Here is a 23,146-nt window from a genome sequence, read left to right on the forward strand (position 1 = left end):
AACTGAGAATTCTCGATTACTTGGAAAATGCGTGAATGGCAACGGATTTGTCACGGGCCCGACGCGACGCCTGCTCCCTGCGAGGGCGGGCGTGAAGCGCGCGGAAGCGGCGGACATAGCTTTCCCGGGTGAGGTGGAGGTGACGCCTCCCATCACAGCCGATGTCTGGCAGGGGGAGTCCCATGCACGAGCCGCCACCCGCCGCCTCTGGAGAGGACGGCCGTGTGTCTTCTCGCGGAGCCGTGCCCTGGCATGCCCTTCCCCCCGAGCGCGTGTTCGAGCAGTTGGAGAGTGGCGCCGAGGGCCTGACGGACGAGCAGGCGCGAGAGCGGTTGATGCGCCACGGGCCCAACGTGCTGGAGCGCCAGAAGGGTGAAGGGCCGCTGAGGCTGCTCTGGCGTCAGGTGAACAGCCCGTTCATCTGGGTGCTCATCGTCTCGGCGGTGCTCGCGGTGGTGATGGGGAAGGTGACGGACGGGCTGGTGGTGGCGGCGGTGGTGGTGCTCAACACCGTCATCGGCTTCGTGCAGGAGTTCCGTGCGGGCAAGGCCATCGAGGCGCTGAGCCGGATGGTGCCGGAGAACGCCACCGTGGTGCGCGCCGGCGACAAGCGCGCGGTGCCCGCGGCGGAGCTGGTGCCTGGCGACGTGGTGGAGATTGCCTCTGGGGACAAGGTGCCCGCGGACATGCGGCTGGTGTCCTCACGCAACCTCCAAATCGAGGAGGCCGCGCTCACCGGCGAGTCCGTCCCCGCGTCGAAGCAGCCCCTGCCCGTCGAGGAGGACGCGGAGCTGGGCGACCGGACGAGCGTCGTCTTCGGCGGCACGCTGGTGACGTCCGGCGCGGCCAGGGCGGTGGTGGTGGCCACGGGCGGTGCCACGGAGCTGGGCCGAATCTCGGAGATGCTCCGCGGGGCGACGGACCTCCAGACGCCGTTGACGAAGGCGCTCGCGACCATCGCCAAGGTCATCACCGGGGCCATCCTCGTCGTGTCCGTGCTCCTGCTCGGGGTGGGCCTGTGGCGCGGCTATGACCTCAGCGAGGCCGTCGTCGTGGCGATTACCCTGGCGGTGGCGGCGATTCCGGAGGGCCTGCCCGCCATCGTCACCATCGCCCTGGCCATCGGGGTGCAACGCATGGCGGCCCGTCGCGCCGTCATCCGCAAGCTGCCGGCGGTGGAGACGCTGGGCAGCACCACCGTCATCTGTTCGGACAAGACAGGCACGCTCACGCGCAATGAGATGACAGTGCAGGCGCTGTGGACACCGACGGGGCGCTACACCGTCACCGGGGTGGGCTATGCGCCTCGGGGAGAGCTGCGTAGGGATGGCCCGCCGCTCAGCGCCTTGCTGGTGCCCGAGGACGTGCGGGAGCTGCTGCTCGCGGGCGCGCTGTGCAACGACGCCGCGCTGCACGGGCAGGGCGGTGATTGGCGGATGACGGGTGACCCCACCGAGGGGGCGCTGGTGGTGGCGGCGGAGAAGGCGGGCCTCGGCGTGGACGAAGCCCGCGCGCGCTTCCACCGGCTGGACGCCATCCCGTTCGAGTCCGAGAGCCAGTTCATGGCCACCCTGCATGAGGACGCGCGAGGCGGCCGCGTGCTGCTCCTCAAGGGCGCGCCCGAAGTCGTGCTGGCACGGTGCGCGCCGGACGGCGCCGCGTCGAACGAGGCCGTGCTGGAGGAGGTGGAGCGACTGGCGCGGCGGGGGATGCGCGTGCTGGCCGTGGCCTCGCGCGAGCTGGCGGAGACGCGAGACACCCTGGCACTGGAGGACGCGGAGGGGGGCCTGGAGCTGCTGGGACTGGAGGGGATGATGGACCCGCCTCGCGAGGAGGCCATCGAGGCGGTGAGGGCGTGCCACGAGGCGGGCATCGTCGTGAAGATGATTACGGGCGACCATCTCGCGACGGCGGAGGCCATTGGCGCGCGGCTCGGGCTGCACGAGCCAGGGACGCCCGGTGTCGCGGGCGCGAGGTTGGGAGCGCTGGACGATGAGGCGCTGGCGGACGTGGCCGAGCGCACGAATGTCTTCGCGCGGGTGGCGCCGGAGCACAAGCTGCGGCTGGTGCGCGCGCTCCAGCAACGGCGGCACGTGGTGGCGATGACGGGGGACGGCGTCAATGACGCGCCCGCGCTCAAGCAGGCGAACATCGGCGTGGCCATGGGCATCACCGGCACGGCGGTGTCCAAGGAAGCGGCGGACATCGTCCTCACGGACGACAACTTCGCCTCCATCGCGGCGGCGGTGGAGGAGGGACGGCGCGTCTACGACAACCTCATCAAGTCGCTGGCCTTCGTGTTGCCCACCAACCTGGGGCTCGCGCTCATCCTCCTGTGTGGCGTGGCCTTCTTTCCCATCCAGGACTTCGGAGGGGGGCCGGTGCCGCTGATGGCGATGCTGCCCACGCAGTTGCTCTGGATAAACCTGGTGGCCACGGTGTCGCTCGCGCTGCCGCTGGCGTTCGAGGCGCGTGAGTCGGACGTCATGCGGCGCAGGCCGCGCAATCCGGACGCTCCGGTGCTCAGTCACTTCATCGTGATGCGCACGTGCCTCGTCGCCCTGCTGATGGCGGCGGGCGCCATCGGCCTGTTCCTCTGGGAGTACAAGCACGAGGTGCCGGACGTGGGGCATGCGCGGGCGCTGGCCGAGGCGCAGACGATGGCTGTGAATACCGTTATCAGCTTCCAGATTTTCTACATGGTGATGTGCCGCACGCTCACCGGCTCGCTGCGCAAGGTGGGCCTGTTCAGCAATCCCTCCGTGTTCATGGGGATTGGGGCGCTGGTGCTCCTGCAGCTCGCCTTCATGTACGTGCCCTTCATGCGGCGCATCTTCGGCACCGCGCCGCTGTCGCTGGAGGCCATTGGCCTGTCCGTGCTGGTGGGCGCGGTGGTGGTGCCCGCGGTGGGTTTGGAGAAGTGGCTGCGCGGACGCAAGGACGGCGGTCCGGTGGAGCGCTCCCGCTCCCGCCCCCGCTCGCGAGAGGATGAGGAGCACACGCCGCCTCCCGGGACTCACGAGCGTCTGCCGGCGTGAGGTGCTTCAGCGCTCCGTGCGCGAGGGGCGCGCGGCGGCGTCCGGGAGCGAGGTGTCCTCGGCCTCGAAGACGATGTGGCAGCGGTCCAGCTTGGGTCCGCAGGCGTGGTCCAGGTCCGCGCGGGTGTCGCAGCCGGGACGCTCCTCGCAGGTGTCGGGAAGGAAGGCCCAGACGAACTGGAGCACGTTGCCCCGGCGTCCCTCGGGCAGGGCGGCGAGGAAGTCTTCGCGGTACGTCTCGAACAGGCGCGCCAGGTGCACGGTGTCCCTGTCCAGGCGCACGTGGCGCTTGTCGCCGACGAAGCGGCGGCTGGCCTCGTTGAGCTGCGCGTCGAGGTACTCGGGTTGGAAGTGGGAGCTGCCCATGCGGGGGCCGCCCCGGGTGGCGTGGAAGAGCGCGAGGTGGACGCGCGGGTCGGCGAACTCGCCGGAGAGGATGCGATGGCGCAGGGACCACAGCGTCATCCGCCGGCCGCCCACGGGCCATGAGCGGGCCCAGTAGAATCGCCCTGGCCAGGGCTGCTCCACGCTCTCCAGATAGGGATACCCATCCACCACCTGCTGGAGCACGAGCGCGTGGTAGGTGTTGAGCCAGAAGGCGAGCGCGTCCTCCGACGTCGGGAAGACATCTGGCCGGTTGTGCGGAGAGAACGAGGCGAGCGACGCGACGAAGAGGTCCAGCTCCGCGCGCTCGCGCCCCACCGAGGAGAAGTCCACATCGCCGTCCGGCTGGACGTGTCGCAGCACCTTCTCGAAGCCCTGGTAGTGGAAGGGCTCGTCGGCGGAAGGCACGGAGGCGGGTAGCAGGCCCTGCACGTGCAACGCCGCCAGTGCCGCCAGCATGCTCATGCTGGCGAAGAGCACTGCGGCCACCAGGTAGCGTCGTCGGGAGGGCAGGGGAGCGTCCACGCGGCGCGCAGCATAGACCAGCGCGAGCCTGTGCCACCTGCCCCCATCGGTCTCCCGCCCGGCGAGCACACAGAAGGACGCCATGCCCACCGGCCACCTACCTCGGTGACCAGACGCGGAGGACTCCGCTACAGCGTCCGCCGCTGTCCCGACGAGGAGGGCGCCACCGGCATCCCCGCTGCTGACGCGCGGAAGACTCCGCTACAGCGTCCGCCATTGTCCCGACGCGGACGACTCCGCGAACGTGTTCAGCAAACGGTGCAGCTTCACCGCGTGCTGGAAGTCGGGAGCGAGCGACGTGCCCTCCGCGACGTCCTTCGCGAACGCCGCGTAGAGCTGCGCCGTCTGGTGCGCGTCGTCGGTCAGCGCGCCCTTGGCGCTCAGGAGGTACTTCTCCGGCGTCGGCAGCAACTGGAGCGGCTGGTTGTCGCCTCGCGCTCCGGACACGGTGAGGTCCTGCGACAGGTACAGGTCCCCCTCGGTGCCGGTGATGGTGCAGCCGATGACGCCGCCGTTGCGCTTGCCGGCCTCGACATGGGCGGACAGCACCGCGCCGCTCTTCAGCGTGCCGGTGATGAGCACCTGGTCCGGCGCGGTGACGGGGATGACCTCGCCCGTCTCCGCCAGCGTGGTGTGCTCGAACTGGCGCGTGACGAGCGCGGCCACGCTCTGGAAATCCCCCACCGCCGCCAGCACCGTGTCGAGGAAGTGCGCGGTGATGGTGGCCAGCGCGTTGGCCCCCTTGGTGGCGTCCGCCGTGTAGTCATACGCCTTGGGCCGCGTGTGCCCGAGCATGGCCGTGGACACCTGGAGCGTCGCGGAGCGCACCTGCCCCACGTAGCCCTCCTGGAGCAAATCCCTCAGATAACGCGCGCCGGGCGCCAGCCGACGCTGAAGCCCGATGACGGTGCGCACCCCCGCCGCTTGCGCCAGCGCCGCCAGCTCCGTCGTCTCCTCCACCGAAACGCCCAGCGGCCACTCGCAGAACACGTTCTTCTTCGCGGCGATGGCGGCGCGCACCAACCGCGCATGTTCGGCCGCGCGCACCGAGACGACGACGAGGTCCACCTCGGGATGCTCCACCAGCGGCTCGAAGCTCGCGAACGCATGCGGCACGTCGAACCGGCGCGCCGTCTCATCCGCGCTCACCTGCCGCGTGGTGCTCACCGCCGTGACGCGATAGCCCGGCAGGGACTGCAGCGCGGGCAGATGCGCGTAGGTCGCCCACCCCCACTGCGGGCTCGCCCCGATGATGCCCACCCGAATCCTGTCCGACACGCTCGACTTGCCCATCGCTCCACTCCTTCGCAGGTGACGGGGCGGCACCGCGCCAGTCCGGGCTCCGCTCCCGGCCGGCAGGCTAGCGAGCGACCTCCATGGATTCAAGACGACTGGTCATATTCAACCAAAAGCCGTGGAGTATCATGGGGTTGTATCGAATTCGAGGCGGGTTTTGACGGCCCGGGGCACGGGCCCTAAAAGGGAGCGATGCCGAGAGCCAGCGTTCGCGACAAGCTGCTCGCCGCCGGTCTGGAGACCCTGCGTACTCAAGGGTTCAACGGCTGCGGCGTGCAGGACATCACCGACGCGGCCGGTGTGCCGAAGGGCTCCTTCTACAACCACTTCGAAAGCAAGGAAGCGCTGGGCGCGGCGGTGGTGGACCAGTACATGCGCGCCAGCAGCGCGGACCTGTCGCTGCTGCGCGACACGTCCCTCACACCGCTGCGACGGCTGCGCGCCTACTTCGCCGCGCAGGTGGAGGTGCTCGTCGCGGGCAGGTTCGAGTGCGGCTGCCTGCTGGCGAACTTCGCCGCGGAGCTGGCCGACCACAGCCCCCTCATCCGCGAGCGCGTGGCGGCCTCCTTCGCCGAGTGGTCCTCGCGCCTGGAGGAAGTGCTGCTCGAGGCGCAGGGCTCCGGAGAGGTCGCCAAGGACGTCGCTCCTGAGATGCTCGCCACCTTCATGCTCGGGGCCTGGGAGGGCGCCGTGCTGCGCAGCCGCGTGGAGAAGGGCCGCGCCCCGCTGGATGCCTTCCTGCGGCTGGCGTTTGATCGCTCCCTGGAGCAGGCAACCGCCGCCTGCGCCACCTAGCGCGCATGGCGCGGCTCGCCAATCCGCACTGTTTAATTAGGGATTGTTGCTTTCTCGTGTCTTGAGACAGAGTGCTCCCTGAATCACGGGAGGGAGTCAGCTTTGTCCATACGTGTAGGTCTTGCTCGCGGGCTGTGTCTCGCGGTCCTGCTCTTTGGCGCGGGGGCATTCGCGCAGGGCGTCTCGGTCATCACCGGCACCATCACCAGCGCGGATGACAAGCGTTCGCTCGCGGACGCAGTCGTGACGGCGACGTCGCCGAAGCTGCAGGGTGAGCGGGTGGTTGTCTCGGACACGAGCGGCCAGTACCGGCTCGCCCAGTTGCCGCCGGGTACGTACACGCTGCGCGTGGAGCGCGAGGGCTTCGAGCCCTTCGTGCGCGCCGACATCGTCCTGCGGTTGGACCGCACCATCCGGGTCAACATCCAGCTGTTGCCCTCGGCCTTCGGCGAGGAGATTTCCATCAGCGCGGCGCCCACGGTGGACGTGGGCTCCAGCACGACGGGCCTGAGCGTGGACGCGGACTTCCTGCGCACCATGGCCGTCATCCGCCCCGGCACAAAGGGCTCCGCGTCGCGCTCCTTCGAGTCGCTGGCGGAGCTGGCCCCGGGCGCCACGGAGGACCGCTACGGCGTGAGCGTCAGCGGCAGCAGTTCGCCGGAGAGCCAGTACGTGGTGGATGGCCTGTCGGTGAATGACCCGAGCGTGGGAACGCTGGGCACGCCGCTGTCCGTCGAGTTCGTCCAGGAGGTCAACGTCATCACCGGTGGCTACATGCCGGAGTACGGCCGCTCCACGGGTGGCGTGCTCAACGTCGTCACCAAGTCCGGCTCCAACGAGTTCCACGGCTCGGTGTTCGCGAACATGGCCCCCGGTGCGTTGCAGCGCAACGGCACGGTGGTCCGCCAGGAAGGCACCGTCATCTCCGCGCAGGGTCAGCCCTGGAACCAGGGCGACTTCGGCTTTGATTTGGGCGGCCCCATCCTCAAGGACAAGCTCTGGTTCTACGTGGGCGTGGCGCCGTCGTTCAATCGCATCCGCGTGGACCGGCAGCTGAGCACGCTGGACTTCTGCACGGAGGTGGACCCGGCGATCGGCTGCGCCACGGTGGGCCAGCGCCGCAGGGACCCGGAGACGGGCTTCGGTCAGGTGACGCCGATTGAAGGCTCGCGCACCACCCGCTTCGCGGACGAGCGCAGCATCCAGTACATGAGCAAGCTGACGTACCTCTTCAACCCGGACCACAACCTGTCGCTCTCCGTCTTCGGCACGCCGCGCTCCTCCGGCGGCGACGGCAAGTATGCCTTCAGCGATGACGGTGACCCGGAGGTCTGCGTGGGCCTGTCCTGCACGGCCTACGTCCAGGGCACCTACGACTCCATCGCCACCCGGCGCTCCAACGGCGTGATGGACATCGTCGCCAAGCAGTCCTCGTCCTTCTTCGACAAGAAGTTCCTCGTCGACGCGACGGTCGGCTGGCACCACCAGTCGGACAGCCAGCTGCCGTCGGATGGCTCGGGGCTCTTGTCGGACTCGGGCCTGTCCTCCCGGCCGAACATCGCCTGGCGCCGCACGCGCAACCCCGGCCCCCACACCATCACCGAGTTCGAGTCGCTGATGGACCCGTCCGTCTGTGGCGCCACGGAGGCCGAGCAGCGCCGCAACTGTCCCGTCACCGCCTACTCCACGGGTGGCCCCGGCACCATCAGCGAGCAGGAGTTGGACCGCGTCCAGGGCAAGGTGATGGGCACGTACCTGTTCCAAGCGTTGGGCCACCACATCGTCAAGGCGGGCTTCGACGCGGAGCGGATGAGCTTCTACAACAACCGCGCGCGCACCGGCGGCACGCCCTGGCAAGAGTGCACCGGCGGCGACTGCTTCTACACGCTGAACCAGTACGGCTACCTGGATGGGCCGGACTCGCCGGTGTTCCTGGCCAGCAAGGAAGGCACGTCCACGTCGATGACGGTGGGCGGCTTCGTGCAGGACAGCTGGTCCATCATGGACACCGTCACGCTCAACGCGGGCCTGCGCTACGACGTGCAGACGCTGTGGGGCCTGGACGACAAGGTGGGCCTGCACCTGCCCAACCAGTGGTCGCCCCGCGTGGGCGCCGTCTACGACTTCACGCAGCAGGGGCGCTCCAAGCTGTTCGTCAACTTCGCGCGCTTCTTCGAGAACGTGCCGCTGGACATGGCGGACCTGTCCTTCCCGCAGCAGCAGCTGCTGTCGGCCACGTATGACTCGCCGCCGTGCCGCCCCGACGACCGCAACTCGCTGGTGACGGACTGCGTGGCCAGCCGCAACCGTCAGCTCATCGGCAACAGCGAGAGCCCCAACCAGGCCTGGGACGCGCAGGGTGGAGACCGCGTGCCGGTGGACCCGAACATCCGCGCCCAGTCCGCGGACGAAATCATGGTGGGCGGCGAGTACGAGGTGCTGCTCGGCCGCTTCGGCCTGACGTACACCCGCCGCCAGCTCAACGACGTCATCGAGGACATGAGCCGTGACGACGGCAACACCTTCTTCCTGGGCAACCCGGGCAAGGGGTACTCGACGGACTTCCCGGAGGCGGTGCGCAAGTACGACGCGGTGAACCTGTACTACCAGAAGGCGTTCTCCGACGGCTGGCTGGCCCAGGCCAGCTACACGTGGTCCCAGCTGCGCGGCAACTACTCCGGCCTGTTCCGCGCGGACACGGGCCAGCTGTCGCCCAACCTCACGCGCGACTTCGACCTGCTGTCGCTCACCACCAACCGTGACGGTCCGCTGCCCGGTGACCGCACGCACGCCATCAAGGTGTTCGGCGCGCGGGAGTTCCAGGTGACGCGGACGACGAGCGTCAATGTTGGCGGTGGCTACCGCAGCCGCTCCGGCACGCCGCTCAACTACCTGGGCGCGCACCCCCGGCGCAGCGGCTCCGAGACGTTCATCCTGCCGCGCGGCAGCGCCGGCCGGCTGCCCTGGGTCCACAACCTCGACACCCACGTGGGCGTCAGCCAGAAGCTGGCCCGCGACTACACGCTGAGCCTGTCGCTGGATGTGTTCAACCTCTTCAACTTCCAGCAGTACACCGCGGTGGACCAGACGCTGACCTTCACCCGCGTCTATGCGATTGAGCAGGGCGGCAAGCCGGAGGATTTGACGGCGTGCCTCACGGCCAACAACCCGGGCTGCAAGGTCATCTCCACGGCGACGAACCTGCCCATCACGACTTCCGACATCAACCCCAACTTCAAGCGTCCCACCGCCTACCAGGCGCCGCGCTCCGTCCGTCTGGGCGCGAAGCTCAGCTTCTAGGCCCCCACCATGAAAGGACAATCACCCATGAAGACTCGTTGGATGGGATGGGGACCCGGCGTCGCCGCTTTGGTTCTGCTCGCGGGCTGTGGCGTCGAGGACCCGGAGCCGCAGTGTGTCGTGGCGCGCGCGGTGAGCGACGGCTCCATCGGCTCGTTCGCCACCGTGTACACGCTGTTGCCCGGACAGAATCCGGACCAGCAGTGCGCACAGCTCAAGCCGGAGCCGCTGGGCCTGCAGAAGTACTACAGCCAGGACCCCAACGCGCGGGACACCGTCGCGGTGCGCAGCGAGCGGCTGGGCGAACTGGTGGCGGACTTCGAGGAGGACCGGCCGGACCCGGACCCCGCGCACACGCCGTTCTCGGTGGGCCCGTTCTCGAGCGAAGGGCCCGGCGCGGACAACTTCTGCGACGTGCCCCAGCTGAGCCCCACGCGGCTGGACGTGCCCGCCACGGCCACGCTGCCCGCGCAGAGCTTCCGCTACGAGTGGTCCAACCTGCGCATCTACAACACGCCTGGGATTCCGGGCACGCAGTTCAAGGCGGACCTGACCTACACGGAGAACGGCTGCACGGCGACGTACCAGGCCAAGGGCATCTGGCCCGTGGTGGGCTGTGCGACGAAGGGCGCGCCGGACGAGACGAAGTGTGACCCGTACGCGGACTACTCCGTGGGCCGGCTGCGCGGCTCCGGCATCAACCCGCTGTTCCCCGTGAAGTGCGACCCGGACGCGCTCATCTGCGTGCTCACCGGTGACGTGCCGTCCGACGAAACGCCCTGAGCGTCGGTGACGCAGGCCCCTTCCGCTGTTCGTCGAGCGGAAGGGGACCTGGGCTCACTGGAGCGGGGTGGACTGCTGGTCCACGCCGGAGGACTTGCGCCAGTCGGTGAGGTTCGTCTCCTCCTGGGGGTCCACCTTGAACGTCCCGTTGGAGCCGTACTGGTTCCGGTCCATCTTCAGGCCGGGCCGGTGCTGCCGCTGCCCCAGGCGCACCAGCCTGCGCCCCTGGATGCTGTTGCCCCGCACCGTCAGGTTCTCGCTGGGCGCGCCGTTGGAGCCCAGGCCGAGCATCATCCCGTAGCCCTGCGTGCCGGAGATGGCGTTGTCCACCACCTGCACCTCGCGCGAGTTCTCCACGCGGATGCCCGTGCCGTCGCTCCCGCCGCTCTGGGTAATGTCCCGGATGACGTTGCCGCTCACCACCACGCCCACGGGGCTGGGCTGGTCGCCGATTCGCGAGCCCCCCACGGAGATGCCCCGGCCCGCGTCGTGGATGGTGTTGTCCTCCACGCGCACGTCCCGCGCGGAGTAGTGGATGACGACGGCCTCTCCGGAGGACGTGGGGGACTTGCGGAAGCCGTACATCGTGTTGTCACGAATGACGACGCGATGGCACGTCTTGATGTCCACGGCGTTCTCGTCGTTGTCGTGGAGCAGGTTGTTCTCGATGAGGATGTCGCTCGCCGGAGCGTCTTCCTTCTTGTCCGGCAGCAGGCACTGCACGGAGTCCCCCGAGTTGTGGTGGATGTCGTTGCCGCGCACCGTGATTCCGCGCGACGTGGCCTGGATGACGACGCCGTGCGAGTCGCCCTTGGGTTGCTTGCGGAAGTCGTGGATGTGGTTGTTCTCGATGAGCACGTCCCGGGCTCCGCCGTAGGTGGCGATGCCGGCGCCCAGGGTTCCGTGGTGGAGGTCGTTGCCGGTGAGCACGGAGCCCGTGGTGTTGCCCTCGAAGAGGACGGCGAAGCGGGGCTGGCCGCGCACGTCGATTTCGAAGCCCTCGACAATCCAGTAGGGCTTGCGCACCTGGACCAGCGTCCCGCCTTTCGGCGTCGGGACGATGCGCGGTCGCCCTTCGCCCACCAGGGTGATGGGGGCATCCGCGCGGCCCGCCTTCACCGCGTTGTCGATGAGCAGGCCCTCCGCGTACTCACCGGGGCCGACCCGGATGGCCTCGCCGGGACTTACGACTCTCAGCGCGCGGCCGATGGTGCGGAACGGCGCCTGCTTCGTCCCCGCCGCCGTGTCCGAGCCCGAGGTGCTCACGTGCCACTCCCGGGAGAATTGTTTCGGGCGGCGCGTGGCGTGCCGCACGGTGTCGCCGCTCCCCTGGTCGCCCTCCTTCTTGGCAGGCGTGGTCGGTTTCGCCGCCCATGCGGGGCTGAACGCCCACAGCGCGCAGGCAAGGCCCCATCCCAGTGTCAGCTGGCTGACCCTCATCCCCATCCCCTCCCGTCGGACAAACCCCGCTCCCCAAGGTGCGCACGATGGCGCGGCTGGGAAGCGGGGAAGGGGCCCGTCGTTGCCGCTGGGGTTCAGGGAGGGGCGGGGGTCTTGAACTCGGGGATGAGCTCGCCGGTGAGGCGGATGCTCTTGAGGACGGCCTCGTGCGAGAGGGCGCCCACCTGGTGGAAGGACATGAGGGCGTCGATGCCCAGCGACTCGTAGCGCTTGAGGCCCTGCCGCACCTGGTCCTTCGTGCCGACGATGAGCGAGTCCTGCGCGCTCAAGACTTCCCAGACCTGCTCGTGCGGCACGTCCTCGCCGGACATGATGCGGCCGAGGATGCGCTGGGCCTTGGACACGGGGGCGTTCGGGTCCTTGCCGCGCAGGTACTGGCCCGTCAGGCCGCCACCGGCGGGGTCCTTGGCGAGCGCCTCCAGCTCCGCGGCCGACTTGACGAAGAAGTCCTTGGCCTCGAAGAAGGTGAAGGAGCCGTTGGTGTACCAGGCCGCGGCCTGGGCGGCGCCGTTCTCCATGGCCTCGCGCTCCGAGTCCGCGCAGTGCACGAAGGTGAAGAAGGCCACCTGGTTGTTCACGAACTCGCCCACGGGCTCACAGCGCGTCCTCAGCGCCTCGCGGTAGAGGTGAATCATCTCCCCCACCTGCTCCGGAGAGGCCCACAGCGTCACGCCGAGCGCGCCCACGCCGTTGCGTCCCGCCTGCTCGAAGGACGCGGGGCTGGAGCAAGCCTGCCACAGGGGAGGGTGCGGCTTGCGGTAGGGCTTGGGGATGACGCTGATGTCCTTGACGCGGAAGTCCGGCGTGTCCCAGGAGAACTTCTCCTGCGTCCACATCTTCGGGACCATCTCGAAAGCCTGCTGCATCTGTGAGCGGGTGGCGTCCGCGTCGATGTTGAAGACGCGCCACTCGGGGATGGTGCTGCGGGCCATGCCGAGCTGGAAGCGGCCGCCGCTCAGGTGGTCGATGAACGCGGAGCGCTCGGCGATGCGGATGGGGTGGTTGAAGCGCGCGGGCGCGAGCGCGGCCGAGTGGCCCACGTGGATGTTCTTCGTGCCCATCGCGATGGCGGTGAGCATGACCTCCGGCGCGGAGCTGTAGCTGAACTCCACCGCGGTGTGATGCTCCACCTGCCACCAGACGCCGTAGCCCATCTCATCCGCCAGCCGCGCCTGCTCCAGTGTTTCGCGGATGAGCCGATGTTCATGGTCCGGCTGGGTCCAGTGTTCCTTCGGGTGCTGCATCTCCGAGAAGATATCGAGTCGCATGTCAGGTCCTTCCCCCTGTAGACCTCGGGTTGATGCGACTGTAGCACCAGGAGTGTGGTTGTTCCGTCTCGCGGGTCAATCCTTGTCACGGCGAGGGTCGCGGTTGACATCCATTGTTTGTCTTACCTGGTGCTGTTCGCGGGAGGTCGCCAGCCCGCACCCTTCGTTTCAAGTGCGGGGCGATGTGGCCATCGGCCTGTCGAATGGGTCCTGCATGGGTAGCGTCCCAAGTACGCGAGGCGCGCCGGGCCGAGCGCACCCTGTTCTCTCTTTTTGGAGCTTTCATGTGGAAGCAGGTCTTCCTGGTGGTGGTGCTCGCCGCCCAGACACTCATGGGTTGTGGAGGCGATGCGGTGTCGTATTCGGCGCCGGTCGGCATCAACCTCAAGGCCAAGTCGTCTGATACCGTCAATGCGACCGTGACTTCGCGGAAGGGCATCTCGACCGAGTCGGGAAATCCCTTCAAGGTCTTCGTCGATGCGGCGCGCGAGGAGCTGGACGGAAAGTCCCCTGCGCGCATCGAACTCACCCAGCTCACGCTCACCCTGGGCGCGTCCAGCGTCGGCGTGAGCTCGCTGGCCGAGGTCTTCACCGGCCGCGTGGACATCCTCTTTCTCATCGATGACTCCAACAACACCTACGTCGCGGGCCACGGGGAGAGCCCCACGGGCAGTGGCCCGGTGGCATTCATCGTCGACTTCGACTCGGAGGCGATGGCGGAGGAGGACTACACGCGCTTTCTCGCGGGTCGGTTCGATGTGGTCCTGCGAGGCACGGCGGCGCCGACCTTCACGAGCAAGGGCGCGGACGTCGACTTCCAATCGACCTTCTCCTTCACGGCTTTCGAGTGAGCCCCTCCGTCACCCCCGCGAGGCCCCCACGGCGAAGGTGACGACCTCCTCCCGGGCACCCGTCCGCTTCCCAGGCCGGGTGCCCGCGAGGGCCACGTCGGGAACAGGTGCCCCGCGCGCACGAACCACGTATGCAGGAGCGCATGAGCCGCGCTGACTCCCGTGGAATCCTCTTCGACCTCGACGGCACGCTGGTGGACTCGCTGCCGGATATCATCGACAGCTTCCTGCAAGCCTTCCCCGTGCATGGCCTCACCGCCCCCACCTACGCCCAGGTGCGCGCGCTCATCGGCTACCCGCTCGACTTGATGTACGCGGAGTTCGCGCCCCAGCACGTGCCCGCGCTGTGCGCCACCTATCGCGAGCACTACCCCCTCAACTACATGAACCGCTCGCGCCCCTATCCCGGTGTGCTGGAGGCCCTCGGCACGCTGCGCGAGCGCGGCTACCTGCTGGCCGTGGCCACCACCAAGAAGAGCCCCATGGCCCGCCGCTTCGTGGACGCCATGGGCCTGGGCTCCGTGCTCCACCATGTGCAGGGCACGGATGACTTTCCGCACAAACCCGCACCCGACGTGCTCCACCGCGCCCTCGCCGAGCTGAAGACGGGCGGACTGTGGATGGTGGGTGACACCACCCTGGACCTGCGTGCAGGCAAGGCGGCCGGACTGCGCACCTACGGTGTCACCTGGGGCACTCACCCCGTGGAGGAACTGGCCGGTGAAACACCGGATGAGCTTCAGCCCGACTTGCGACGGTTGCTGGAGCGCCTTCCTCCCCTGTCCTGAGTCGCTCGCTATACTTGGAAAGTATGGAGCCACTGCCCGACGTCCTCCGTCATTTCCATCCCGTGCTCCCAGCCACCGCGCTCCGTAAGAAACCCATGCGAGTGGAGGTGGCCGGTCGTGCCTATGCCCTCTTCCGGGACGCTGAAGGGCGTCCCGCCGCGCTCGCGGATGCGTGTCCCCACCGCTTCGCGCCTTTGTCCAAGGGCCGCGTGCGCGCGGATGGTCGGCTCCAGTGCCCGTACCATGGCTGGCGCTTCGACGCGCAGGGACAGGGCGCCAATCCCAGTCAGCCGGAGCTGCGCCACTGCGACGTGAAGAGCTTCCAGGTGGTGGAGCACCGGGGCTACCTGTGGCTGGCCCACCGTGACACCCCGCTGTCCTCGCTGCCGGAGCTGCCCGCCAACGACGGTTACCTCTTCGGCGGCAGCTTCTCCGTGCTCTTCGAGGCGCCGCTGCATGTCGCGCTCGACAACTTCAGCGAGGACGAACACACGCCCTACGTCCACACCCGCCTGGGCTGGGATGACCCTCACGCGGGCCAGGTGGAGTTCGAGGCGCACAACCTCGAGGACCGCACGGAGGTGTTCTACCGCGCCCCCCAGCGGCCCGCGGCGCTCATGAAGCTTCTGGGCGTGCGCGACGGCGACCTGTTCCGCAACGAGTGGGTGACGCGCTTCGACCCGGTGCACAGCCAGTACACCGTGAGCTGGGAGGCGCCCTCCGGAAAGCAGCGTCCGTTCATCACCCGCGCCAACATCTTCTTCGTCCCGGAGACGGCGAAGACGACGCGCCTGCATGTCTTCTCCTTCCTGCGCTGCGTGCAGCCGCTGCTCAAGCCCTTCCTGCCGGTGGCGGCCCGCGTGGCCATGGAGCTCACCCGCTGGGAGGTCGTCGACGACGCGCGCTTCATCCCCACCGTCGCGGACACGCCCTACAGCCACAGGGGCATGCGCCTGGACCGGTACGACAAGCCGCTGGTGCACCAGCGCCGCCTGATGGAGCGCATCTACTTCCGTCAGCCTCGGACGACGACCACCGAGGACGAACTGCCCGCCGTGACGCTCGCGCGCGAGGCGGTAGGCTGAAGCCCGCATGAGCCTGGACGCGCGCGTCATGGAGACCCTCGTCGCCCAGCGGCGCCGCTTCCTCGCGTTCCTGGCCCCGCGCGTGGGCAGCCCGGAGGAAGCCGAGGAGGTCCTCCAGCTCGCCCTGGTGAAGGGGCTGGAGAAGGGCGAGGGGCTGCGCGACGAGGAGAGCGCGGTGGCCTGGTTCTACCGGCTGCTGCGCAACGTCCTGGTGGACCGCCACCGCCGCGCCCGCAGGGAAGAGCGCGCCCTGGCCGTCGAGGACGCGGAGGCTCCCCGCTCCACCGAGGACGCCGAGGCGCTGGAGTCCTCCGTGTGCGCGTGCGTGGCGGGGCTGACGGACACGCTCAAGCCGGAGTACTCGGCCGCCATCCGCCGCGTGGACCTGGAGGGCACGCCCGTCTCGACGTTCGCCCGCGAGGAAGGGCTCACCGCGAACAACGCCGCCGTCCGCCTGCACCGCGCCCGGCAGGCCCTGGGTCGTCGGCTCATCGAATTGTGCGGCACCTGCTGTACCCACGGCTGCGTGGACTGCGCCTGCGAGCCGGGGCGTCCCCGAGTCACCGAAGAGGCCTGACAAAAAGCCGGTGTAATGCGGCACGGGGGCCGGGCGTCAGCCCTGGCGTCAGGGGCGGGCGGGTGCTCGCCCTCTTCGTCGAGGACCTCTCATGGACGCCGAAACCCTCCACCGCCTCGCGCTGCCCGCCAGCGCCGTCGCCTTCCTCCTCTTCGCCATGGTGCTGCCCACCGCGCGGCTGCGCCGCCGCACGGGCCAGGCCGCCTTCGTGCTGCACCGCCGCGCCAATCCCTTCCAGCGTGTCATCGGCGTGTGCATGGGCCTGTTCATCCTCGGCCTGACGGCCTGGAGCGCGCTGTACGCGGCGCTGGGCTCGGAGCGGCTCGGCGTGTGGCCGGTGCCGGACGCCGTCCGGTGGCTGGGCTGGGCGGTGCTGCTCGCGGGGCTCGTCGTCGTGCTGGTGGCCCAGGTGCAGATGGGCGCGTCCTGGCGCATCGGCATCGACCGGGAGCCCACGGCGCTGGTGACGGACGGCCTGTTCTCCGTCGTCCGCAATCCCATCTTCGCGGGCATGCTGTGGGTCGTGGTGGGGATGGCCTGCGTGACGCCGAGCGCGTGGACGTGGATGGCGTGCGCCGACTACGTGCTGCTCGTGTCTCTTCAAGCAAGGCTGGAGGAGGAGCACCTCGCGCGGCTGCACGGCCCGGCGTATCGCGAGTACGCGGCGCGGGTGGGGCGCTTCCTGCCAGGGTTGGGCCGGTTGGAGCCCGCGGAAGTCACGGCCTGAAGGGCACACCTCCCAACGGCACCCGGGACCGGGATGAACTCCGGCCCCAGGCGCCACGGGTAGGTCAGTCGTTCACGTCACTGCACCGTGAAGGCGAGGTCATCCACGTCCGTGAAGCCGCCACCGGGGCATGCACCCGAGAGGCTGGTGGAGCGGAGGACGGCTCGCACCGCCTGCTGCGCGCCCGCCGGCAGGGTGTAGGTTCGCGTCACCCACGCATACCCCGCGCTCGACAGGGTGGTCGCGCCCAGGCTGACCCACGTCGGGCTGGCGGCGTTGGCCGCGGTGAAGATCTCCAACTGCTCCCCGGTGCCCGAGGCAAAGGCGCTGACCTCCACGCGCACCGTCTTCCCCGAGGCGAACGGCGTCTTGTCGAGCGTCATCACCCGCACGCGCTCAACCGAGCCATCCTTGAGGTATCCGCCCGTGACGTCAGTGCCCACGGTGGTGACCGCGGAGCCATCCGCGCAAGTGCCCTGCAGCGTGTTGGGCTGCTGGGCCTCCGGATACACCGTCCCCCGGCCCTCATAGAACATCCCCGAGTCGCAGGAGGCCTGCGCCGTCGAGCACAGCCCGGTCTGTCGCGTCGTGTTGTAGGTGGCCAGAAGCATGGGGGCCAGGGTGCAGGTCAACCCCGCGCTCGCGCGAGCACAGAGGTCCGCCCGGCCATCGCCATTGACGTCTCCCAGGGCGAGCGTCGAGCCGTACTCGTCGGCGGACCACCCTTCGGAGTCACCGAAGTCCATGTTGGTGACATAGCGGTAGTTCCTGAAGGAGGTCCCCGTCGAGAAAGAACAGACCAGCCCCGTCGAGTGCCGGCCGCAGACGTCCGCCTTGCCGTCCCCATCGACGTCGCCGAGCTTGATGGACTTGTAGCGCGACGGCAGGGTTCCCCATCCCTGGGCGTCATCGAAGGACATCTGCGTCCAGCGCGACGCCGTCGCGAAGCCCGTGGCGACGCCCTCGGACAGTCCACACCACATGCCGTCCGCCCCACGCGCGCAGATGTCCGCCTTGCCGTCGTTGTCCAGGTCCGCCAACTGGAACGTCGTGGCGTGCTTCGCCAGGGCCCACGACGGGGCCGTGAAGTCCGAGCTCCAGGACGTCGCGGCCTCGAAGGTCGTCCCGTTGAAGAGGCTGCATACGATTTCACCCGCCGCGTTCCGCCCACAGATGTCGGCATAGCCATCGAGGTCCCCGTCGACGTTCCCGATCCGGATCGAGCCATAGAGCGCCTCCGAGGCATTCCACCCGTTCGCATTGGAGAACTCCGCCGCGTCCCAGGCCGACGTCGCGAACGCCGTCGTTCCGTTCGACTTGAAGCACAGGTAGCCAACCACGGCACGGATGCAAGCATCGGCGTTGCCATCATTGTCGATGTCCGCCAACTGGAACGTCGTGCTGTACTGGGCCGGCTTGTAGCCATCCGTGTCGGCCACCAGGCTCAGCCAGTTGGTCGCGGTGTCCATGGAGCCGTCCGCGAGCGACAGCGCGCACCGAATCCCCCCGGAGCCACGCCCGCACACGTCCGCCTTGCCGTCGCCATTGATGTCACCCAGCCGGACCGTCCCGTAGTAGCCAACGTCGCTGTTCCACGTCTCCCAGTCGGACAGGTAGGTCGTGGTCCATTGGGTCGGAGCGGGAAAGCTGAACATTCCCCGGACGCCGGGATGCGCGTCGAGCGGGACGAAGACATACGGGGCGCCAGACACGGCCTTGAGCTTTCCGACCAGGGACACCACGAAGCGGTAGGCCCAGTCCGTCCCAGCGAAGCCATCCGTGGGATTGAAGTCATGCATCTGGATGATGCCTCGCTCCAGCCCGTTCACCGTCCTGTCCCCATCGGGATCCAGCTCCAGGCTCTTGGCGACGTAGAGGTCCGCGCAGGCCTCCGGCGTCAAGTCGTCATTCGTGCAAGCCCAATCGTGGGCGTCCCAGTCGAAACAGAAAGGGCCACTCATCTTGGACAACGCGGGGTCGCTCCGGACGTTGTTCGCGATCGAGGAGGAGCCGTCGCACGCGTGGGTTCCACCGGTGGGGGACTGCCCCCAGTTGTCGCCCGGGGCCCGGAAGAGAAACATGCCATCCGTGATGTAGGGGTCCAGGATGGCCTGGTTGACTTTCAGCTCGGCGATCTGCCCCGCGGCCCCCAGCGAAGGGTTGGTGAGCGCCTCGTGGTCATACGTGTGGTTGGCCACCCGGTGGCCCATCTCGACAATCTGGGACAGATAGGTGGTGTTGCCCAGGTCGCCGAGGTACCGCGGGCAACCCGCGTCGATGCGGCACCCGTTGATGAAGAATGTCGCGCGAATCCCCTGCTGCTGCAGGTACTTCGCGATCTGCCAACTGGTATTGAAGCTGGCCATCGGATTGTCATCCGGACCGTCATCGAAGGTGAAGGAGACGGTCCGGTACGGCAGGGGTGGGTCCTTCCAGGCATTCCCAATCTGCGCGTCCGTCAGGACGGCATCACGGCGCTGGCCCGTCTCGACGGGGGCGGAAGGAGTGGCCTGGGTACAAGCCATGCTTGTCATCAACAACGGCAGCAGGAGTCTTTTCATGGGGGAATCCAAACGGGGGCCTTCGTGAATGGCCCGGCAGGCTCCTACCATGTCGTGCTGACGCCTTCGCACGTCGCTTCCAAGGGCAGACTCCAGGCGGCCCCAAAGCAGTCCATGCGTCACCTGCGCGCCCGCGAGCAGGACGTGCTCGCTCTGACGGAGCGGGTGTCAAAGGGTGTTGAGAGGGAGGACGGGCCGTGGCCGTCTTGCTTCGTGGAGTCTTGTGCTCCACGAAGTCTCGACGGGAACCGCTTGCCGGTGTCAGTGCGCCGGCTGGGCGGGCTCCTGCCGCTGCTGGGGTCCGACGCCGGTGCGGGCCTCGAACGCATTGCAGCCGCTGGCGCCAGAGACCTTCAGGTCGTACGCACGCAGGTCCGCCTGCATGCAGCGCTGCGTCTCATTGTCACTGGGGTTCGCGTTACCGCTGGCGAAGTAGCGACAACTCTTGCAGTTGCCCCACTGTCCTTCCGCCATGATGACCTCCTCGGAAAAAGGGGTGCTGCTGTCTTCCTTCCGAGGGTGGGGTCGGTGGCGAAGCCTCACAAGCGGGGCCGCGCCACCGCCCCGGGAGGCGGTCGGTCCGGCGCCTGGAGTTCAGGCGCCGGACGGGTGAGTCTCTACGGCTGCGGCGCGGGCTGCGGCTGCTCCGGCTTCGGCTGCTCCGGGGGCTGCATCCCCGCGGGATTCTGCTCCGTCGCGCCGGGCAGCGGCTGCACCGTGGGCGGCACCGCGTTCTCGTCCTTCAGGTCGGAGTCGAGCGGGCGAGCCTCGAACGCACCCACCGAGCGCAAGAGGCGCAGGGCGGCGACCGAAGCCTGGAGGCGCTCGCTCACCAGGCCGATTTCGGCGTTGGTCAGCGCGGTGTTCGCGTCCGCGACTTCCAGGTACGTGGCCACGCCGGCCTTGAAGGAGACGTCGGTGAGGCGCTGGGACTCCCGCGCCAGCTCCACCGTCTGCTCCGCCTTGAGGCGGTTGGCCAGGGCGCTCTCCAAATCCAGCTGCGAGCGCTTCACTTCCTCACGTGCCGTCAGCTCCGCCTTGCGGGCGTTGGCCTGGGCCTCGACGATTTTCGCGGAGGTGTCCGCGAGGTTGGCCTCGCGCAGACCGCCATCCCACAGCGTCCAGTTGGCCCCGAGGGTGATGAGCCACACGTCCGCCCGGCCCGCGAAGCCCGCGGCGTTGGCGATGCGCCAGGTGCCGGTGAGGCCCACGGTGGGCAGGTAGCTGAACCACACGCCGCGCTTGTTGATGCGCGCCAGCTCCGTCGTCTCACGGGCCGCGGCCACGTCCGCGCGCTGCTCCAGTGAGCGCTCCACGAGCACCTCTGACTCCGTCTTCACCGGCACCTGCGGCTCCGGCGGCGGGGCCACCTCGAAGTCCGGGCTGTCCAACGCCAGCAGCGTGGTCAGCACCAGCTTCGCGGACGCCAGCGCGTTGCGGGCGCGGATGAGGTCCTGCTCGGCGCGGGACAAATCCTGCTCGGCGCGCAGGAGCGCGACGCGCGTCACCGTGCCGGCGTCGAAGCGGACCTTGGTGTCCTTCGCGCGAGCGCCGTTGAGCTCCACCAGACGCTCCTGCACCGTCACGGCCTGGGCCTGTGCGGCGGCGCCGTAGTACGCCTGCGCCACGCCGAAGAGGATTTCCCGGCGCGCCTGCTCCACGTTGAGCGCGGCGACCGTCTCGCTCTTGTAGGCCGCCTGGATGCCCGCCCACAGCTGGGGCGCGATGATGGCCTGGCGCAATTCCGCCTGGAACTGCCGCTGCACCAGGGGCTGGATGACCACGGGCTCGGGACCCAGGGGACCTGGGGGAATGACGGCGGCATTGGAGTTTCGGACGATGGCCGCGCCCACGGTGATGGTGGGCAGATAGCCCGCCCACGCCTTGCGGGACGCCGTGTCCGCCTGACGCAGCCGCGCCTGCGCCGCCTTCAGGTCCAGGTTCTCTTTTCGCGCCTGGATGAGTGCGTCTTCCAGGGTCAGCACGGGGGGCGGTGCCGCGGCCAGGGTGGCCGCCAGGGTCAACGCCAGAAGTGAGCTCATAACCGCCTCTGCCTCCTCGTGGGGTCCGCGCCGGCGCGAACCCCAATGGTCCTAGATGGATTCACTACGGGGGTGTGTCTTGGGTCCGCGTTCCGGGCGTTCTGCCCGAGCGCGTCATGAACGACAGGAATTCAGCGCGAAGGGCCGAACCGGCTCTTATGAAGGTCATCCGCCGCCGCATGGCTTCTTCCACGGTCCTGTTTCGGGTCGGGCCCCACATAGGCCATGTCGTTCGATTTTGGAAGCTCCGGAATGTAGTAACCCTCAATATTTGATGAAGTCAATTGTTTAGGTAATGGGGGTGAATTACCATGAGCGGTATGAGTGGAAGCAGCGAGAATCTGGAGCGACGGGGCAAGCCGCCGAACTCCGGGCCGGAGGCCCTGGAGGGGGACCTGCCCAAGCAGGCGTGGACGCTGCTGTTCGAGCTGATGCACGCCCACATGCGGAACTTCCCGGCGCTGGCGGCCGAGTTCGAGCTGTCCCCGGTGCAGGCGCACGTGGTGCGTCAGCTGGGCGAGGGCCCGCTGGCGATGAGCACGCTGGCCAACTACCTGTCGTGTGACGCGTCCAATGTCACCGGCCTGGTGGACCGCATGGAGGCGCGGGGCCTGGTGGAGCGGCGCAGCAGCGAGCAGGACCGGCGGGTGAAGATGCTGGTGCTGACGGACTCGGGTGTGGCGCTGCGCGAGCGGCTCCTGGAGCGACTGGCGGAGCCGCCGGAGCTCATCGCCGCGCTGTCGGATGATGACCTGCGCGCGCTGCGCGACATCATGCGCCGGGCGCTGCGCTCGCAGTGAGGCCCGCGCGGGCCCCGTCCCTCCAGCAGGGAGGTGGGGCCCCGGCGTGCTTCAGTCCAGCAGGAACGTGTACGAGTACTTCATCTCCGTGGAGACAGCCTCGCCGCCCTTGATGGCGGGCTTGAAGCGGAAGCGTTTGATGGCATCGCGCGCCGCTTCATTGAGGCCGTAGCCGGGGCCGGAGAGCACCTTGGCGGCGACGACGCGGCCCTCGTTGTCGATGGTGATGGACAGCGTCACCGTGCCTTCGATGCCAGCGCGACGGGCCTCTTCCGGATAGGGGACCTTCACCTCGGAGGCCACGGTGGGCTCGGAGTCCACCTGGTAGATGGGCGTGTACTTGGGCGCGGAGTAGCCCTTCACGTCCTTGGGGTCCTTCGCGACGCCGTCCGCCTTGCCGTAGGCGGTGTTGCCCACGGGTGCGGCGAACGAGCCCGCGCTGGTGGTGGAGGACATCGTCATGCCCACCACGAGCGGCGGCGGCTTGGCCTGCGGCGTGGGCGGCGGCTCGTTGGGCGGAGGCGGCAATTGCTCCGACGGAGGCGGCTGGGGCTTGGGCACCTCGGCCACCTTGATGGGCGGGGGCTTCACCGCCTTGGGCTTGGGCGGAGGCGGCTTGGGCTCTTCCTTCTTCTCCTCGGGAGGAGGCGGCGGAGGCGGCTTCTGGACCTCCACCATGACGAGCTCCACCGGGCGCTGGGCGACGGGGCGCGGGCGCTCGGCGATGCGGTTGAGGTACCAGAAGCCCACGCCGTGCAGCACCAGCGAGGTGAGCAGGAAGATGCCCACCACCCAGAGCGAGCGCTCACGGCGGGGGAACATCGGGGGAGGGGAGTCGACGACCGCCTGGCTCATGCGCTGGGCC

Annotated in this window: 18 protein-coding genes; 10 read left to right on the plus strand and 8 right to left on the minus strand. The window is 68.7% G+C overall.

The genetic code is table 11. From position 1 onward, the window contains the following. Positions 1-182: 182 nt before the first annotated feature. Positions 183-3,038: an HAD-IC family P-type ATPase gene (locus tag HUA76_RS12875; protein WP_174460979.1), complete on the plus strand. Its 2,856-nt coding sequence runs from the start codon at positions 183-185 to the stop codon at positions 3,036-3,038. 6 nt (positions 3,039-3,044) lie between these two features. Here the strand turns inward: HUA76_RS12875 and HUA76_RS12880 are convergent, their stop codons facing one another. Continuing rightward, complete coding sequence (locus HUA76_RS12880) at positions 3,045-3,947, minus strand: DUF547 domain-containing protein (RefSeq protein ID WP_371823466.1); 903 nt, start codon at positions 3,945-3,947, stop codon at positions 3,045-3,047. Positions 3,948-4,148: 201 nt separating this feature from the next. Next, the gene (locus tag HUA76_RS12885) at positions 4,149-5,240 is read right to left on the minus strand and encodes a Gfo/Idh/MocA family protein (RefSeq protein ID WP_174454286.1); all 1,092 of its coding nucleotides are present in this window, start codon (positions 5,238-5,240) and stop codon (positions 4,149-4,151) included. Between the two features lie 195 nt (positions 5,241-5,435). Between HUA76_RS12885 and HUA76_RS12890 the strand changes: the two genes are divergently transcribed. The 3 genes from HUA76_RS12890 to HUA76_RS12900 all read left to right on the plus strand — a co-directional run bounded on the left by HUA76_RS12890 (position 5,436) and on the right by HUA76_RS12900 (position 10,121). Next, the gene (locus HUA76_RS12890) at positions 5,436-6,038 is read left to right on the plus strand and encodes a TetR/AcrR family transcriptional regulator (RefSeq protein ID WP_174454287.1); all 603 of its coding nucleotides are present in this window, start codon (positions 5,436-5,438) and stop codon (positions 6,036-6,038) included. 102 nt (positions 6,039-6,140) lie between these two features. Further along, entirely contained in the window at positions 6,141-9,338 is a 3,198-nt protein-coding gene (locus HUA76_RS12895) for a TonB-dependent receptor (RefSeq protein WP_174454288.1), read from the plus strand. 27 nt (positions 9,339-9,365) lie between these two features. After that, the gene (locus HUA76_RS12900) at positions 9,366-10,121 is read left to right on the plus strand and encodes a hypothetical protein (RefSeq protein ID WP_174460981.1); all 756 of its coding nucleotides are present in this window, start codon (positions 9,366-9,368) and stop codon (positions 10,119-10,121) included. Positions 10,122-10,175: 54 nt separating this feature from the next. Here the strand turns inward: HUA76_RS12900 and HUA76_RS12905 are convergent, their stop codons facing one another. Beyond that, entirely contained in the window at positions 10,176-11,387 is a 1,212-nt protein-coding gene (locus HUA76_RS12905) for a right-handed parallel beta-helix repeat-containing protein (RefSeq protein ID WP_174460982.1), read from the minus strand. 269 nt (positions 11,388-11,656) lie between these two features. Beyond that, positions 11,657-12,850: an LLM class flavin-dependent oxidoreductase gene (locus tag HUA76_RS12910; protein ID WP_174460983.1), complete on the minus strand. Its 1,194-nt coding sequence runs from the start codon at positions 12,848-12,850 to the stop codon at positions 11,657-11,659. Positions 12,851-13,134: 284 nt separating this feature from the next. Between HUA76_RS12910 and HUA76_RS12915 the strand changes: the two genes are divergently transcribed. The 5 genes from HUA76_RS12915 (at position 13,135) to HUA76_RS12935 (ending at position 16,878) form a co-directional block, all read left to right on the plus strand. Then, entirely contained in the window at positions 13,135-13,701 is a 567-nt protein-coding gene (locus tag HUA76_RS12915) for a hypothetical protein (RefSeq protein ID WP_174460984.1), read from the plus strand. A gap of 143 nt (positions 13,702-13,844) precedes the next feature. After that, positions 13,845-14,489, plus strand: coding sequence for an HAD family hydrolase (locus tag HUA76_RS12920; protein WP_174454292.1), 645 nt, complete (start codon positions 13,845-13,847; stop codon positions 14,487-14,489). 23 nt (positions 14,490-14,512) lie between these two features. Beyond that, the gene (locus tag HUA76_RS12925; RefSeq protein WP_174460985.1) at positions 14,513-15,574 is read left to right on the plus strand and encodes a Rieske 2Fe-2S domain-containing protein; all 1,062 of its coding nucleotides are present in this window, start codon (positions 14,513-14,515) and stop codon (positions 15,572-15,574) included. Between the two features lie 7 nt (positions 15,575-15,581). After that, positions 15,582-16,151, plus strand: coding sequence for an RNA polymerase sigma factor (locus HUA76_RS12930; RefSeq protein ID WP_174454294.1), 570 nt, complete (start codon positions 15,582-15,584; stop codon positions 16,149-16,151). A gap of 91 nt (positions 16,152-16,242) precedes the next feature. Continuing rightward, positions 16,243-16,878 (plus strand): isoprenylcysteine carboxylmethyltransferase family protein, encoded by a 636-nt coding sequence (locus tag HUA76_RS12935; RefSeq protein WP_141640522.1) that lies wholly within the window; start codon positions 16,243-16,245, stop codon positions 16,876-16,878. Positions 16,879-16,955: 77 nt separating this feature from the next. On the opposite strand, the gene HUA76_RS12940 is transcribed toward HUA76_RS12935, so the two are convergent. The 3 genes from HUA76_RS12940 to HUA76_RS12950 form a co-directional block, all read right to left on the minus strand. Further along, a complete protein-coding gene (locus tag HUA76_RS12940) occupies positions 16,956-19,439 on the minus strand; it encodes an FG-GAP-like repeat-containing protein (protein WP_174460986.1) in 2,484 nt (827 codons plus the stop codon). Between the two features lie 261 nt (positions 19,440-19,700). Further along, positions 19,701-19,913: a hypothetical protein gene (locus HUA76_RS12945; protein WP_141640524.1), complete on the minus strand. Its 213-nt coding sequence runs from the start codon at positions 19,911-19,913 to the stop codon at positions 19,701-19,703. A 143-nt stretch (positions 19,914-20,056) separates the two neighbouring features. Next, positions 20,057-21,481, minus strand: coding sequence for a TolC family protein (locus tag HUA76_RS12950; protein WP_174460987.1), 1,425 nt, complete (start codon positions 21,479-21,481; stop codon positions 20,057-20,059). A gap of 311 nt (positions 21,482-21,792) precedes the next feature. Between HUA76_RS12950 and HUA76_RS12955 the strand changes: the two genes are divergently transcribed. After that, positions 21,793-22,281 carry a MarR family winged helix-turn-helix transcriptional regulator gene (locus HUA76_RS12955; RefSeq protein WP_174454297.1) on the plus strand — a complete coding sequence of 163 codons (489 nt, stop codon included), beginning with the start codon at positions 21,793-21,795 and terminating at the stop codon, positions 22,279-22,281. A 51-nt stretch (positions 22,282-22,332) separates the two neighbouring features. Here HUA76_RS12955 and HUA76_RS12960 read toward each other — a convergent pair whose 3' ends face one another. Beyond that, entirely contained in the window at positions 22,333-23,136 is an 804-nt protein-coding gene (locus tag HUA76_RS12960; protein WP_174460988.1) for an energy transducer TonB, read from the minus strand. Positions 23,137-23,146: the final 10 nt, after the last annotated feature.

The sequence above is a fragment of the Myxococcus sp. CA056 genome (assembly GCF_013336715.1).
In the GTDB taxonomy this organism is placed as follows: Bacteria; Myxococcota; Myxococcia; order Myxococcales; family Myxococcaceae; genus Myxococcus; species Myxococcus llanfairpwllgwyngyllgogerychwyrndrobwllllantysiliogogogochensis.